This window comes from Ferrimonas gelatinilytica, assembly GCF_039544205.1.
Lineage (GTDB): Bacteria > Pseudomonadota > Gammaproteobacteria > Enterobacterales > Shewanellaceae > Ferrimonas > Ferrimonas gelatinilytica.
The window spans coordinates 54,555-70,199 of the sequence record NZ_BAABLF010000030.1; the positions used below are offsets into that span (position 1 = coordinate 54,555).

At 56.7% G+C, this 15,645-nt stretch carries 10 protein-coding genes; all 10 read left to right on the forward strand.

The features are described 5' to 3' along the window. Positions 1–301: 301 nt before the first annotated feature. The 10 genes from ABD997_RS14635 (at position 302) to ABD997_RS14680 (ending at position 15,298) form a co-directional block, all read left to right on the forward strand. Complete coding sequence (locus ABD997_RS14635; protein ID WP_345317861.1) at positions 302–3,046, forward strand: TonB-dependent receptor plug domain-containing protein; 2,745 nt, start codon at positions 302–304, stop codon at positions 3,044–3,046. 132 nt (positions 3,047–3,178) lie between these two features. Further along, positions 3,179–4,957, forward strand: coding sequence for a tetratricopeptide repeat protein (locus ABD997_RS14640; protein ID WP_345317862.1), 1,779 nt, complete (start codon positions 3,179–3,181; stop codon positions 4,955–4,957). A 323-nt stretch (positions 4,958–5,280) separates the two neighbouring features. Beyond that, entirely contained in the window at positions 5,281–6,054 is a 774-nt protein-coding gene (locus tag ABD997_RS14645; protein ID WP_345317863.1) for a DUF3450 domain-containing protein, read from the forward strand. Next, on the forward strand, positions 6,054–7,415 hold the full coding sequence (locus ABD997_RS14650) for a MotA/TolQ/ExbB proton channel family protein (RefSeq protein ID WP_345317864.1): 1,362 nt from the start codon (positions 6,054–6,056) through the stop codon (positions 7,413–7,415). Before ABD997_RS14645 ends, ABD997_RS14650 begins: the two co-directional genes overlap by 1 nt. 2 nt (positions 7,416–7,417) lie before the next feature. Next, positions 7,418–7,942, forward strand: coding sequence for a MotA/TolQ/ExbB proton channel family protein (locus tag ABD997_RS14655; protein ID WP_345317865.1), 525 nt, complete (start codon positions 7,418–7,420; stop codon positions 7,940–7,942). 12 nt (positions 7,943–7,954) lie between these two features. Next, positions 7,955–8,359, forward strand: a complete 405-nt coding sequence (locus ABD997_RS14660; protein WP_345317866.1) for an ExbD/TolR family protein — start codon at positions 7,955–7,957, stop codon at positions 8,357–8,359. A 1-nt stretch (position 8,360) separates the two neighbouring features. After that, a complete protein-coding gene (locus tag ABD997_RS14665) occupies positions 8,361–8,981 on the forward strand; it encodes an energy transducer TonB (protein WP_345317867.1) in 621 nt (206 codons plus the stop codon). A gap of 14 nt (positions 8,982–8,995) precedes the next feature. Beyond that, on the forward strand, positions 8,996–10,249 hold the full coding sequence (locus ABD997_RS14670) for a tetratricopeptide repeat protein (protein ID WP_345317868.1): 1,254 nt from the start codon (positions 8,996–8,998) through the stop codon (positions 10,247–10,249). 62 nt (positions 10,250–10,311) lie between these two features. Next, positions 10,312–12,084, forward strand: a complete 1,773-nt coding sequence (locus ABD997_RS14675) for a DUF885 domain-containing protein (RefSeq protein ID WP_345317869.1) — start codon at positions 10,312–10,314, stop codon at positions 12,082–12,084. 574 nt (positions 12,085–12,658) lie between these two features. Continuing rightward, on the forward strand, positions 12,659–15,298 hold the full coding sequence (locus tag ABD997_RS14680; protein WP_345317870.1) for a TonB-dependent receptor plug domain-containing protein: 2,640 nt from the start codon (positions 12,659–12,661) through the stop codon (positions 15,296–15,298). Positions 15,299–15,645 lie beyond the last annotated feature (347 nt).

The window sequence follows — 15,645 nt, forward strand, 5'->3', positions numbered from 1 at the left end:
TCGCCGAGGTTTTGGTCCGTTTGACCATCTGTTCGGTTCCGAGGGACGTGTCCGAGACAGGGTTGTGGGGAGGGTGTTGGCACCGCGGAATGGACAAAAAAACACCTGTCAAGAGGTTGGTGATAACGCATCGCTATCGCAATGTAATCGCATGTTAATTAAATGGTTGAATGTTTGTTAATGTTCTGGTTACATCGGCTGTGACAGATTGGGTTCCACCCATATTGATTCCTACTCCAGGGAGAAGTCGGAGAGGAAGGAACAACAAAAACACACATTGATGTGTCCAGGGAGAAAACACATGATCAACAACAGCGTCGTATCAAAAGCCGTTCGTTTGGCTTTGCTGGCTGGAGCGACCACCGCGGCGTACTCCGCCCCGGTTGCTTTTGCTGCCGAGGAGGAGGGCGTCGAGCGTATCGAAGTCACCGGTTCCCGCATTAAGCGTACCGACATCGAGACCGCCAGCCCCATCACCGTCTTCTCATCCGAAGATATCGCCAATACCGGTGTGAGCACCCTTGAGGACTTCGTCCAGACCATCCCCGCCATTAACGGTGGTGCGGAAGGTTCCTCCATCAACAACGGTTCTCGCGGTTACGCCACCGCCTCTCTGCGTGGTTTGGGCTCTGGCCGTACCCTGGTGTTGATCAACGGTCGCCGCTTCGCTTCTGGCGATCTGAACTCCATCCCCACTGCTTACGTTGAGCAGGTAGAAGTGCTGCGTGACGGCGCCTCCACCATCTATGGCTCCGACGCCATCGCCGGGGTGATCAACTTCATCACCAAGAAAGATTTCGAAGGGCTGGAGTTCAACGCCCAGTACGACGTGACCGGCGAAGGCGACGGCGAGAAGAGCCTCTTCTCCGTCACCACCGGTGCCTCCTCCGACCGCGGCAACGTGGTTCTCTCCCTGCAGTACACCGATCGTAAGCCGATCGGGCAGGGTGACCGTGACTTCTCCGACTGCCCCATCTTCGAGCGCGGTGGTGAGAAGGTGTGTGGTGGCTCCGGCACCATCCCTTATGGTCAGTACTTCTACCTCGACGGTGAACCGAGTGGTGGCTACGTTAAAGATCCGGTAACCGGTGAAGAACGTCCTTTTGACCAGGCAGTTGACGGGTATAACTACTCCGTCGCTTCTTACATGGTGACCCCCCAGGAGGTGTTCAGCATCAACGGTGCCGGTCGTTACGACATCACCGACAGCACCAGCGCCTTCATCGAGGGTGGTTTCACCAACCGTCAGTCCGATCAGCTGATGGCACCGGAAGGGACCTTCTGGGGCCCGGTCATGCCAGCCACTAACCCGGGTAACCCCGCTGGTGAAGACCTGATCGTCTACCGCCGTCTGGCGGAAACCGGTGGTCGTGCCTTTACCCAGGACTTCTCCGACTACCGTATGGTGTTCGGTTTCGACGGCGCCATCGCCGACCGTTTCTACTGGGATGTGTCCTACAACTTCGCCCGCTTTGTGGACAGCCGCCTGGATCTGGGCCGAGTCAACCCTGAGCGCGTGGGAACTCTGCTGGATCCGGCACTCTGTGCCGCCGACCCTGATTGTGCTGCCGCTGCCCCCGATGGGTATTGGGACATCCTGACCGAAGGTTCTCTGACCGACGAGATGATCAACTACGCCTTCGTGCCTAACTCCCCGGTGGTCCGCGGTGAGACCCGTCAGTTCATGTTCAACATCACCGGTGATCTGGGTGCATCCCTGCCGGGCGGCGAGATCATGTGGGCGGCGGGTTACGAGAAGCGTTACGAAACCTACGAGAGCGTGCCGGACGGCGCCGCCTCCATCGGCCAGATCTACTCCGTTACCGGTGACCCGACCGAAGGTCAGTTCAAGGTGGACGAAGCCTTCTTTGAGATCGACCTTCCGATCCTCTCCGGCATGTTCCTGGCCGAAGAGCTGAGCATCAACGCCGCAGTCCGTTACACCGACTACGACTACCTTGCCAGCAGCTCCACCAACACCAAGTTCGGCATCGAGTGGGCCCCCATCGAGGACCTGAAGCTGCGTGCGACGTACGCCGAAGGCTTCCGTGCTCCGGGGATCACCGAGTTGTTTGCCCCCCAGGCGGAAACCAACCTGGCTTACAGCGAGCCTTGTGAAAACTACGGTAACCTGGATCCGTCCGTTGGTAATAATGCCAACATCATCGCCAACTGTGCCTCCGAAGGCCTGCCGGGCGACTTCGAGCTCTCCTCTGACCAATCCTCTACTGTGGTCGGTGGTAACCCGGACCTGGAGCCGGAGGAGTCCGAAAGCTTCACCGCCGGTCTGGTTTACAGCACCGACTTTGGCTTCAGCTTCGGCGTTGACTACTTCGACATCGAGATCACCAACGGGATCGGAACCGCCGGGACCAACAACGTGATCAACGGCTGTTGGGAGAGCGCTGGCTTCTCCAGCCCGCTGTGTGACTTCATCAAGGGTCCGGAATACCTGGGCGAAGCCCCGCGTCCCGGCTCCCCGTACCGTAACGCTGTGGGCAACCCCTCCGGTGTCCTGTTGCTGAGCGAAAACCTCTCCACTTTCGAAACCTCCGGTATCGACTTTGATGTGTCCTACAAGGCGGAACTGGGTGGCGGTGACTTCTCCGCGAAACTGACCGGGACCTACCTGGACACCTACGATTACCTGCCGTTCGTGGGCGCCGATCTGGTAGAAGCGGCCGGCAAGGTGGCGGAAGACCAGTGGGAAACCACCCTGGCGGTATTCTCCGAGTGGCGTACCAACCTGACCGTGAACTACGCCATGGACAACTGGGCCATCAGCTGGCAGACCCGCTACCAGTCTGAAGGGGAAGATCTCTTCGCTTCCGAGGACAACCTGGATAACATCGCGGACTCCGTGTTCTACCACGACCTCCAGGGTACCTACTTCGTTCAGGACAACACCGCTTTGACCTTTGGTGTTAAGAACCTGTTTGACGAGGAGGCTCCTTACCTCACCGGTAACCAGGACATGAACACCATTCCGGCGTCCTACGACACCGCTGGTCAGTACTGGTATGCCCGTGTGAGCGTTAAGTTCTAAATCGGCATTGATACTGAAAAGGCCAGCATGATGCTGGCCTTTTTTCTTTTTCTTTTTCTCTTTCTTGTCACTTTGGTGTCAGTTTTTTATTTTGGCTGAAGTGTTTTTCAAAAAAGCAGTGAGACAACAGTTATGGCGGTAGAGAGTTTGGCTCCGGTGCAGCAGTTACAGCGGGCGTGGTCGCAGTTCCAGAAAAAAAACTTCCAACAGGCACTGCAGTTAGTCGCGCCGCTTATTCAAGGTGGATTGAAGCACCCCGTTATTTTCTATATTCGGGCGGTATCATTGCGACATTTAGGTCGGTTTGAAGCGGCCGAAGTGGCGTTTAATGCTCTATTAACGACTTATCCAACCGCGGAACACTGGCGTGCCTACGCCGGACTCAAAGGAGACCTGGGCGACTATGAGGCGGCGGTGCACTGGATAAAAAAGGCAGTCGAGAAAGCGCCGGAACAGTTCGATAACCATTACAACCTCGGCCGTTACCAGCAAAAATCCGGGGCATTTCCTGAGGCTCGTGATGCCTACCAGAATGCACTGAAACTGAAGCCGACTCATGCCGGCGTACGCCTAGGGCTGGCACAGGTGCTGCTTGGTATGGGGGCTCTGCAGCCGGCAGAGCATTGTCTTGAGCAGGGGCTTAAACAGCATCCCGGGCAACTTGCCCTGCGTCACCAATGGGCGCTGTTGAAGTTGCGAAGGGGGGAGCACGTGGCTGCGCAACAGGCGTTGGATGCCTGCTTGTCCCTGCAGCCGGATAATCGCAACCTGCTGCTCTCCCGGGCCAGACTCTGGATCAGCCAGGGACGATTCGCTCAGGCTAACGAGCTGTATTTAAAGCTGATAAATAGCGATCCCTTGGATATTCACGCCCAGGATGGCTACCTGGATCTGGGTTGGATGCAGGGGGAGGCGGAATCGGCGTTCGCGCTCTACCGCCGCACGGTGGCGGCCAATCCCGCTCATCCCATCGCCCTCTCCTTTGCCAAACATCTTATTCGGTCCGGGCAATTGGACGAAGCAAATGCGGTGCTGATCGCCTATCAGCAGGCAGGTGGGCTGTCCCCGTCGGCCATTGCGATGCGGGTCCATGCGCTGAGGGAGTCAGGTGCGATTGATGCCGCACTGACGCTTGCGTTGACCCAGGATAGTGCCGACGAGGGGGTCTTGTGGGAGCGGGCGATAACCCTGATGTGCAAGGAGAATGGGGAAGGGGCCCTTGCCATTGCTAGAGAACTGTCGGAGGCGCGACCGCGCAGTCAAAAGATCCGAGCACTGCTCTTAGCCTGTCTGAAGGTCACCGGACGGATGGGGGAGTACCGTATTCTTTGTGACTATGACCGGGCCGTACGGGTCATCGATATATATGATGAGCAGGAACTTAAAAAAATAGCCGGTGAGCTAGAGGTCTTACCTCGTCCAAAAAATGCGCCTTTAGAGCAATCTCTTAGAGAAGGTTCGCAAACGCAGGGTGAATTATTTGATACCGAAAATCGTGTTATTGCTGCCGTAAAGAGAAAAATAGAAGCGTCCATTTCTGATTATTTAGCTACGAACAGTGCGGGGAGAAATCAGCCTGTTATTGGTGATAAATGTCATGAACATTATTTTACCGGCTCCTGGTCCGTCGCATTGACCGGGGGCGGACATCACGTCAGTCACTACCACAGTTCGGGGACAATAAGCGGTTGCCTTTATATCCAGGTGCCCCGCTGTACGGGCCGGCAGGGCCAGGGGTGGCTTAAGTTTGGCGAGCCGGCGTTGAGTCGCTGGTTGGATTTTGAACCGGATTACCTGGTGAAACCTAAGCCGGGACAGTTGGTCATTTTTCCCTCTTATCTGTGGCATGGGACCCTGCCCATTAGCGGCGATGAAAAAAGAGTCACCATTGCATTTGATGCACGTGTTTAAGAAAAAGGATTTGTATAACAGGCAAATGCTGTTGGCTGTAACTGGTGGGTTTTTCCGCAGTTAAAAGAAAGGCGGTTTGGAGGAGAAAAGTTGAAATTTATGTTGCGAAGTTTTCTTTTAAGTTGAAGCCGGCAGCAAGGTTGACACAAGTCACAACGCTGTGGAAAGATTCACGTGCATGTTCCCGGCTGCCAACAGCGGGGCATCAAAGGAATAACAATAGTACAAAACGGGACTGGCTCCAGTGCAACGCTGGAAAAACACAGTGGAAAGTGTTTGGAGCCGTGGACTCACAACAAGACTGGTTGGGAACTATGTCCGTGATGAAAAGAACCAAGCTCGCCTCAGCGGTACTCGGTGCAGCAGCACTGACTGTTAGTGGCATGGCTACAGCAGCAGACGCGCTGGCCACAATCCAAAACGCTGACAAGCAGATCCAACAGGATGCTGTGAAATCTCAGCAGAAGATCAACAAACTCTACGACCAGACTCAGGACATGCGTTTCGAGTATGGCCAAGTGGTCGCGGAAACTGAAACCCTTCAACACTACAACGACTATGTCGCCACTCTTGTTGCTGACCAGGAAGCCCGTATGGCCTCCCTGCAGTCGCAGATCGATGGCATCGAGCGTACCAAGCAGGGCGTCGTGCCCCTGATGGATCGCATGATCCAGTCTCTGGACCAGTTCGTTGCCCTGGACGTGCCCTTCAAAGCGGAAGAGCGTGAGGCCCGGGTTGAGCGCCTGAAGGAGATCATGGGTGACTCCGATGTATCGACTTCCGAAAAATACCGTCTGGTTTTGGATGCCTACCAAATCGAAAACGAATATGGCAACAAGATGGACGCGTACGAAGGCAAGCTGACCATCGACGGCAAAGAGCGCACCGTGGACTTCTTCCACTTGGGTCGCGTGGTTTTCCTGGCTCAGTCCCTGGATCAGAAAGACGCCTGGGAGTGGGATAACGACAGCCGCGAATGGAAAGCCCTGCCGGACTCCGACATGCGTTCCGTGTCTAATGCGATCAAGATGGCCCGCCGCCAGGCTGCGCCTGACCTGATCAAACTGCCTGTTAAAGCCGCGGAGAGTGCAGAATAATGAAAAAGCTCATCACTACTGCCGTTGTTGCAGCGGCCATGACCTTTTCCGCCGGGCCGATTGCGGCGGAACAATCAGCGTCCCAGACCCTGGACCAGCTGCTCAAGCAGATCCAGTCTGAGCGTCAATCCGAAGGGCGCCTGAACAGCAAGCGCGAAGCTGAGTTCCAGTCTGAGCGTGCCGACAAGCAAGCCCTGCTGAAAAAAGCCAAAGCCGAACTGGCGGCGGAAAAACAGCGTGGCGAAGACCTGCAGAACCGCTTCACCGCCAACGACCAGGAGATCGATCGTCTGAGCCATGACCTGGCCTCTGCGACCGGTGACCTGGGCGAGATGTTCGGTGTGGTTCGTCAGGTTTCCGGCGATATGTCCGGTCAGCTGTTTGCCTCCCTGGTGAGCGCGCAGCTTCCGGGCCGTGCGGAGTTCATGGCTGAGCTGGGCTCTGCCAAGGAGCTGCCGACCATCAAGGAGCTGGAAGAGCTGTGGTTCACTCTGCAAACTGAAGCCACCGAAGCCGGTAAGGTTGTCACTTTCACTGCCCCTGTAACCACTCCCGGTGGTGATGTGGCGGAGAAAGAGGTTACTCGTATCGGTAACTTCACCCTGGTCGCAGATGGTGAGTACCTGAACTACAACCCGGAAACCGGCACTATCCTGCAGCTGCCCAAGCAGCCGGAAGGTTTCAAGGTGAAGACCGTTGCTCAGTTCGAAAATGCTGCGTCCGGCGAGAGCGCGAACCTGTTCGTTGACCCCTCCCGCGGTGCCCTGCTGCAGGTTTACACCCAGAAAGCGACCCTGCAGGAGCAGTTTGAAGCCGGTGGCGTGGTCGGTAAGATCATCGCTGGTCTGCTGGTATTCGGCCTGGCCATCTCCATCTGGAAGATCATCAGCCTGACCATCGTATCCGGCAAGATCCGCAGCCAGGTGAAGAACATCGAGAACCCCGGTAACAACCCGCTGGGCAACATTCTCAAGACCTACCACGAAAGCAAGAACGTGGACGTTGAGACCCTGGAGCTGAAGCTGGACGAAGCCATCCTGAAGGAAACCCCCTCCATTGAGAGCGGTGTCAACATCATCAAGGTACTGGCGGCCATCGCTCCGATGCTGGGTCTGCTGGGTACCGTAACCGGTATGATCGCGACCTTCCAGGACATCACCCTGTTCGGTACTGGTGATCCGAAGATCATGGCTGGCGGTATCTCCATGGCGCTGGTAACCACCGTACTGGGTCTGGTTGCAGCCCTGCCGCTGTTGCTGATGCATGCCTTCGTTGCCGGTCGTGCTAAGTCCGTCGTCGATGTCATCGAAGAGCAAAGCGCTGGCATCATCGCCGCTCACGCTGAACAGCGAGGCAAGTAATTATGATTTACCTGGTAGAACTCTGGGAGTCTGTCAGGGACTTCATGGCCACCGGGGGCGATGTCCTCTGGTTGGTGGCGGGGGCATTGTTCCTGATGTGGGTACTGATGCTTGAGCGTTACTTCTTTGTCAACTTTGTCTTTCCGAAGATGCGCAAAGAGATCATCGCCAAGTGGGATGCTCGCACCGATACAACGTCCTGGTACGCCCATCGCATTCGTGAAGCATGGATCTCCCAGGCAAAAGAACAATTGAACGCACGCATGGGGTTGATCAATACCCTGGTTGCCATCTGCCCGATGCTGGGTCTGCTCGGTACCGTTACCGGCATGATCGCGGTGTTTGAAGTGATGGCCGTGCAAGGGACAGGGAACCCACGGCTGATGGCCGGCGGGATCTCAATGGCCACCATCCCGACCATGTCGGGGATGGTAGCGGCACTCTCTGGTGTTTTCTTCAGCACTCGGCTGAAGGCGAAACTCCAGATCAGCGCCGAGCAATTGACCGATAACCTGCCCCATCACTAAAGAGAGTTTTTTATGGCACGTAAGAAGCATTCCAGCGCGGCCGAAGAGGCCCAGGTCGATATGACCCCCATGCTGGACATCGTTTTCATCATGCTGATCTTCTTCATTGTGACCACGTCATTTGTGAAGGAGTCTGGTATTGAAGTTAACCGTCCAAAGGCTCAGCAGGCATCGAAGAAGCCATCCGCAAACATCTTCATTGCCATCAACGAGGCCGGTATCGTCTACATGGAGAAGCGTGAAGTCGATATCCAGCGGGTTCGTGCCAACGTAGAGCGTATGTTGGCTGAAGCCCCTGAAGCCCAGGTGATGATCCAGGCCGACCAAGCTGCCAAGCACGGCATCGTGGTGAAGGTGATGGATCAGGTGAAAGCGGCCGGTATCGATAAGATTTCGGTCTCAGCGGAGAGCGATTGATATGTTGAGAGCACTGTTAGCCCTGATAGTCGGTGCTGCGGTGACCTTCGCTTTGTTCTCTTTCATGGCGTTCTTGATCAGTGGCGGCGCCAAGCGCGCCGACACTGGCTTCAAAACCCCACCGATTGAGATCGTGATGGAACGTGAGGATGCCAAAGCGCAGAATCGCGACCGTCCCAAACCGAAGCCGCCGAAGCCGCCGCAAGAGCCGCCCAAGCCGGTAGAGATGCAGCCCGATACCAACGATATGTCGGATTCCGTTTCCGTTAACGTCCCCAGTGTTGACCTGGGTGGCCTGAACTCCGGCCTGGGTGATCCCAGCGGTGCGATGGCCCGAGACGGCGACGCAACCCCGATCGTTCGTATCGAACCGCGCTACCCGATTAAGGCTGCCCGTGATGGTAAAGAGGGTTACGTTATCCTCAGCTTCACCATCAACGAGCTGGGTGGTGTCGACGACGTCGAGGTGATTGAAGCCGAGCCCCGTCGACTCTTTGACCAGGAAGCCCGACGCGCCCTGCGCAAGTGGAAGTACAAGCCCAAGATTGTTGACGGCAAACCGGTAAAACAAACGGGTCAAACCGTTCGTCTGGACTTCTCTTTGGATAAGAGCAACGGCTAAGACAGGAGGTGAACATGAAAAGCAAGACCACACTACTGTCTGCGGTTCTGATGTCCGTACTTGGCACCGCACTGTACGCCCCGGCGTCCTATGCGGCTGAACAGTGCGAAATCGATACGCGTAAAACCCGTGTCGTGTCGGAACGTGTTGGCCGCAAGGTGCAAAGAGCCTATGAGCTGTACGCAGAAGATCAGGTCGATGCCGCCCTGGGCGAGCTGTTGGAGATTGACCCCAGCGGTGAGTTCGATAAGGCGTATGTCTCCCGAATGATCGGCTCACTGTACGCAGGTAAAGAGGGGCATGCGAAGACGGCCCTGAAACACCTGAAGATTGCAGTGGACATCGACCAGCTCGGTGGAACGGATCACGCCAACACCCTGCGTCTTCTGGGCGATCTCAACATCGCAGAGCGTAACTTTAACGAAGCGCTTAAGTACTATGAGCAGTGGATGAAGTTCTCCTGTCAGGAGGACACCAATGTCTACCTGCGCATGGCCAGCGCCAAGTTCGAGCTGAAAAAGTACCCGGAAACGCTATCCCTGGCCGATAAGGCCATCAAGCTGCAGACCAGCCCGAATAAGGGCCCCTACAGCCTGAAGATGGCGGCGTACTACGAGAGCAAGCAGTATCCCAAGGCAGCTAAGATCGCCGAAGATATTGCTCGTCTGTTCCCGCAGGAGCGTCGTCACTGGATCCAGTTGGCACAGATGTACATGTTGGCGGAAGACTATAAGAAGTCTCTCTACACCATGGATATCGCCTACCGAAAGGGTTACCTGGAGAGTGCCAGTGAGTTCAAGATGCTGGCCCAGCTCTACGCCCAGAACGAGATCCCCCATCGTAGCGCCCTGATTCAGGAGGAGTACCTGAAGAGTGGGCTGGTGGATAAGGATGAAAGCACGCTCTCTATGCTGGCTAACACCTACCACCAGGCGAAGGAGATCGACAAGGCCGTGGATTACTACGGTCAGGCTGCCGCCATCAACAACAGCAGTCGCTACTACATGCGACAGGCCGGTTTGTTGATGGAGCTGGAGCAGTTCGGTGCCGCTAAGACGGCAGTTCGCAAAGCGATGGATGGCGAAGGGCTCAAGGATCGGGGCGAAGCCCAGATGCTGCTGGCTCAGGCCCACTTCTATCTCGGCGAATACAAAGCCGCGCACCGGGCCGCCATCGCCGCGTCGAAAGACTCAGGTACGGCCAAAACCGCGAAAGGTTGGATCTCCTACATCAAGGAAACCGCCGATCGTAAGGGGGTGGCACTCTGAGTGCCACCCGATGAAAAAGGCCCCGCTTGTCGGGGCTTTTTTGATGGTAAAGGATGACAAAGATGAAACCCTTAATTGCCCTGTTCTGCACCTCGCTGCTGTTGGGGTGCAGTGACTCAGAGCCCGCCAGCAATCAGGAAAGCCCGGCGGATTTCGATGCGGTGGCGGAGGCCTACTTCGATGATTACATCGAGTTGAACCCCATCTACGGCACCTACGTCGGCCGCCCGCAATACAATGACCAGTTTGGCAACGACCTGACCGACGCCTACCTCAAGGCGCGGCATGAGATGAATCGGCAATACCTCGCCGAAGTGGCCACGTTGCCGGAGGGGGCGCTGAGTGAATCACAGCGCCTGAGCCGTGACGTGCTGCGCTATGAGCTGGAGATGGCCCTGGTGGATGAAACCTATCCCAGCCGTTTTTTGCCGATTAACCAGTTTTACAGCCCGGTGATCACTCTGGTGCAGCTCGGCAGTGGTGAGGGGGCGCAACCCTTCAATACGGTGGAGGACTACGATAACTTCATCAGCCGGATCCGAGGATTTATCCAGTGGTCCGAAAGCGCCATTGAGCGGATGGAGGAGGGCGCACGCTCCAAGGTGGTACTGCCGCGCGTTCTGGTGCAGCGGATCATTCCCCAGTTGGCAAGCCAGATTGAACAGCCCATGAGCGACAGCCCCTTCGCCAACCCCTTGGCGTCGCTGCCCAGTGATCTCTCAGAGGCTGAAACGGCGGCCCTGGCCGAGCGCTACATGGCGGTGCTTGAGCAGGAGCTGCGTCCGGCCCTGGTCAAACTGCATGACTACTTCAGCGAGACTTACCTCGGTAAGAGCCGGGCCAGCCACGGCTGGGGAGGCCTGCCCAACGGCGCTGCCTGGTATCAGCACCTGGCAAACTACCACACCACCACGGAGATGCCGGTCGCGGAGATCCACCGTCTGGGCCTCAAGGAGGTGGCACGGATCCGGGCCGAGATGGACCAGGTGCGAGATCAGGTGGGTTTCGAGGGCGATCTGAGTGCCTTTTTCGACTACCTGGGGAGCGATCCTCAGTTCTTTTTCGAGGATAAGCAGGCGTTGGTGGATGGCTACGAGGGCCTGAAGGCCCGTATCAACGGGGTACTGCCTGCCTATTTCGACGTGATGCCCGAGGCGGACTACGAAGTCCGTCCCGTGGAGCCGTTCCGAGAGCGCTCCGCCGCCGGGGCCAGCTACCAGGCACCCGCACCGGACGGATCCCGGCCCGGGGTGTTCTACATCAACACTTACAACCTCAAGGCACAGCCGAAATGGGGCATGACCACGCTCTCTTTGCATGAGGCGGCACCGGGTCACCATTTCCAGATCGCCCTCAAGCAGGAACTGGATGGCGTGCCGAGCTTCCAGAGATTCGGCGGTTACACCGCGTTCGAGGAGGGGTGGGCGCTTTACGCCGAGGTGCTTGGCATTGAGATGGGCCTGTTTAACGACCCCTACCAGTACTTTGGCAAGCTGTCAGATGAGATGCTTCGGGCGATGCGCCTGGTGGTGGATACCGGTTTGCACGCTCAGGGCTGGAGTCGGGAGCAGGCGATCCAGTACATGTTGGACAACAGCCCCATGGCCGAGTCGGACGTGATCGCGGAGGTGGAGCGTTACATGGCGATCCCCGGCCAGGCGCTCTCCTACAAGATTGGCCAGCTCACTATCATGGCGCTGCGCGATAAAGCCGAGCGCGCTCTGGGTGAGGGGTTTGATATCAAGGCGTTCCACAATCAGGTGTTGACCTCGGGCTCGCTACCGATGGCGGTACTTGAGGCGAAGATCAACCGCTGGATCGCCGCCCAGAGCTGATCTGCGCGACACCAGGTTAGCAACCCAGGGGTAATTGGGGGTTCCGACAGATCGGGAAGCATTCGCTTCCCGATTTTTTGTTTTTTGCCGGTTGTGCTTCGGCCCGCTTTACGGCAGGGACGGAGCGCTGGCGTATCTTCCGCCTCTAATCCTAGGGCGAACGGTAAAATGCTCTGTTTCGCCGCAATTGGGTATAACAAAGCTGCTCCAACAGACGAGCGACACTTGCCTCATAGGCGCAAAAAGCGTGATTAAGGTCACATTATTGGCAATTTGTGTCGGGTGGCTGTTAACAGGTAGGGCCAGTGAAAGATGCTGTCTTGTCCGGTTGATGCTGGTCGAGTGTGTTGTCGGCGTGGCGTTTGTGTCGAGTGTGTAACCTTCCCTTCGCTTAGTCCGTGTGTGCAGTCTCGTCATTATTACTGACATGCAACAAATGCATAATAAAATGACCATTGTGCATAATCCTTCGCTAACTCAGTATCTTCGTCGTAGCGCCAAAACAACATACGCGGATATTTTCGCGAAAATCAGGCGCATCCAATCACGATTAGAAATCTAGGAGGGAGTTAGGATGAAGTACCCATCGAGCATAGCCCGGGCCGTTAAGTTTGCATTGGCGGCGGGCTCAGTCGCATCCATCACCGCAGTGGCACCGGCCGTGGCACAGGACGCCGCCGCGGCCACCGGAAAGGTTGAACGGATCAACGTCACCGGCTCCCGAATCAAGCGCAGTGACATGGAGACCGCCAGTCCGGTCAATGTTATCGGTGCGGATCAGATCGCGGCTGGCTCCTACACCTCCGTCGAGCAGATCCTGCAGGAAACCACCGCCTCCGCCGGCGCGGCCACGGGCGCGGCAACCAACAACGGTGGCCGGGGTGCGGCCCGGGTTGACCTGCGCGGTATGGGTGAAGCCCGTACCCTGGTGCTGGTTAACGGCCGCCGTATGGTGGTCTCAGGTACCGGCGCCGATGCTTCCGTCGATCTCAATACCATCCCTGTCTCCATCATTGAGCGCATCGAGGTCTTGAAAGACGGCGCGTCCGCAGTCTACGGTTCCGACGCCATCGCCGGGGTGGTCAACATCATCACCAAGCGCGACTTCGAAGGGTTCCAGCTGGATGCCCAGGCGGGTATCTCCGACAAGGGCGACGGCGAAACTTATGAGATCAGTGCACTCTGGGGTACCAACTTTGATCGCGGTAACCTGACGGTTGGCGCCTCCTACGTTAACCGCGGCGATGTGTTCCAGGATGACCGTTTTTGGTCCAACTGTGGCCCTAATGGCAACTGTGGCGGCTGGAGCTCCACCATCGGTAGCGGTGTGATCGACTGGGGCAGTGGTGCCATGACGCCAGATGGTAATGGGGACTGGAAAGCGCAGGATGAGTTTTATAACTATGTTCCGGACTCCTACCTGAGCACCCCTCAGGAGCGTTTCGGCTTCAATGCAAACTTCAACTACGAGCTGAGCGACAACGTGGGCTTCTTCGCCGAGGGTTTGTACTCTCGACGGGACTCTAGCCAGCAGCTGGCCGCGGCACCGGTGACCGGGCTGTTCCTGGACACCGCCGAGCTGGAGCGACGCAGCGGTTATGTGGGCCCCTGGGGTAACGATGTGGATACCGTGGTGTACAAACGCCGTATGACCGATGCCGGCCCCCGGGGTTATGAGCAGACGGTGGATACCTACCGCGTGGTGGCAGGCTTCGAGGGCTTCCTGGATATCGGCCGCGGTCTTGACTGGGACATCTCCTACACCTTCGGCCGCAACGAAGCGGAGTCCTGGGCCAACAACCTGGCGATCAGAAACCGGGTTATTGACTCCATCTACGATAACGCCTTTGACTGGTTCTCCGGTGACCCCTTGAGCGATGCCATCCTGTCCGACGTGATGTACAACGACAAGTCCGACGGCGGCAACGAGATGCAGATCATCGCCGCTAACCTCACCGGTGAACTTTTTGATCTGCCCGCGGGCAGCGTGGCTTTTGCCGCCGGCGCCGAGCACCGCAAGGAGAAGGGCTGGTTCAACCCGGATCCGGTAACCCAGGCTGGTGACTCCTCGCAGTCGCAGCAGGATCCCACGGCAGGCAGCTACGACACCACTGCGGTGTACGCCGAGTTCTCCATCCCCCTGGTATCGGGCAAGCGCTTTGCCGAAGAGGTGACCGTGGAGGCGGCCGTACGCTGGTTTGATTACAGTACCTTCGGCTCAGACCTGACCTGGAAGGCAGGCTTGACCTGGCGAGTGAGCGACGAAGTGATGTTGCGTGGTGTGGCTTCTACCGCCTTCCGCGCTCCCAGCATCTCCGAGCTGTATGCCGGCAACGTGGGGTCGTTTGATTACCTCACAGATCCCTGCTCCGGCGTGAGTCACAGTGATGGCAGTGTCCTGGCACAGCAGTGCGCCAGCATCGGTTGGGGCGACAACACGCCGGTGGAGTATGAGCAGAAAGACGGCCAAATCGAGGTGATCTGGAACACCGATGGGGATCTGCAGCCTGAAGAGGCCGATACCTACACGGCGGGGATTGTTATCAGTCCTGCGGCCCTTGACGGTTTCTCCATGACCGTGGATTACTGGAAGTTCGAGGTAGAAAACGCCATCACCCGTATCGACCGTCAGGCCTACCTGAACGCCTGCTATTTCGAGGGTAACGGCGGCGCCTGTGACACCCTGGATATCACCCGTAACCAGATCACTGGCGAGATCATGGAGTTCTACGCACCCCTGGTGAACGCGGGCTACCAGGAAACTGACGGTGTCGATGTGAACTTCCAGTACAACTGGGTCTATGGCGGCCATGACTGGCGACTGAACTGGGATATCACCCGTCTGTTGACCTTCGAAGAGGATGGCATCGATTACACCGGTACCATCAGCGGCATGAACGGCGGCTACGCCGAATGGCGCCAGAACGTTCACCTCTCTGTTCGCGCGGATAAGTGGAGCTTCAACTACCAGATGCGCCACATCGGTGAGATGAGGGACCTGGGGACGCCGGAGTTCGAAGTGCCGTCGGCCTTCTACCACAACGTCTCCTATACCCGGAATTTCAACCGTGGTGTCGACTGGACCATCGGGATTAACAACCTGCTTGATGAGACGCCAAAGTACCACCCAAGCTACAGCGACGTTTACACCACGCCGGAAGTGTACGACGTGATGGGTCGCTACCTCTTTACCAAGATCAGCTACCGATTCTGATCTTTCTCCTGAATAAAAAGGCAGCATTCGCTGCCTTTTTTGTTGCGTTTTTTTTTGCCCTAAGCAGTGAACTCGCCCAGTAACAACAAATCAACATTCTGGTGCTGCATAACTTTGCGACAAATGCGCATCACAAGTTAATAACTCCCCAGCGATGCCATCTCACAAGTGAGCCATTTAACGGCAAGTTTACAATTATAACACAATAAAAACAATAACTTAGTTGACATAAACTTTGTATGCATAGAGTATCTGGATGTGAATGTCTTGTGGCATTCCGGTAGGGAAAAATAACGAAATGATGATGGCCTGTTGATGCTTACCCCGGGTTAGGCAGGCACTAAGGG

Coding starts and splice junctions, on each gene's coding strand:
- ABD997_RS14635 (WP_345317861.1), top strand. CDS start 302: ATGATCAACAACAGCGTCGTATCAAAAGCCGTTCGTTTGGCTTTGCTG.
- ABD997_RS14650 (WP_345317864.1), top strand. CDS start 6,054: ATGAAAAAGCTCATCACTACTGCCGTTGTTGCAGCGGCCATGACCTTT.
- ABD997_RS14680 (WP_345317870.1), top strand. CDS start 12,659: ATGAAGTACCCATCGAGCATAGCCCGGGCCGTTAAGTTTGCATTGGCG.
- ABD997_RS14640 (WP_345317862.1), top strand. CDS start 3,179: ATGGCGGTAGAGAGTTTGGCTCCGGTGCAGCAGTTACAGCGGGCGTGG.
- ABD997_RS14660 (WP_345317866.1), top strand. CDS start 7,955: ATGGCACGTAAGAAGCATTCCAGCGCGGCCGAAGAGGCCCAGGTCGAT.
- ABD997_RS14670 (WP_345317868.1), top strand. CDS start 8,996: ATGAAAAGCAAGACCACACTACTGTCTGCGGTTCTGATGTCCGTACTT.
- ABD997_RS14655 (WP_345317865.1), top strand. CDS start 7,418: ATGATTTACCTGGTAGAACTCTGGGAGTCTGTCAGGGACTTCATGGCC.
- ABD997_RS14665 (WP_345317867.1), top strand. CDS start 8,361: ATGTTGAGAGCACTGTTAGCCCTGATAGTCGGTGCTGCGGTGACCTTC.
- ABD997_RS14645 (WP_345317863.1), top strand. CDS start 5,281: ATGAAAAGAACCAAGCTCGCCTCAGCGGTACTCGGTGCAGCAGCACTG.
- ABD997_RS14675 (WP_345317869.1), top strand. CDS start 10,312: ATGAAACCCTTAATTGCCCTGTTCTGCACCTCGCTGCTGTTGGGGTGC.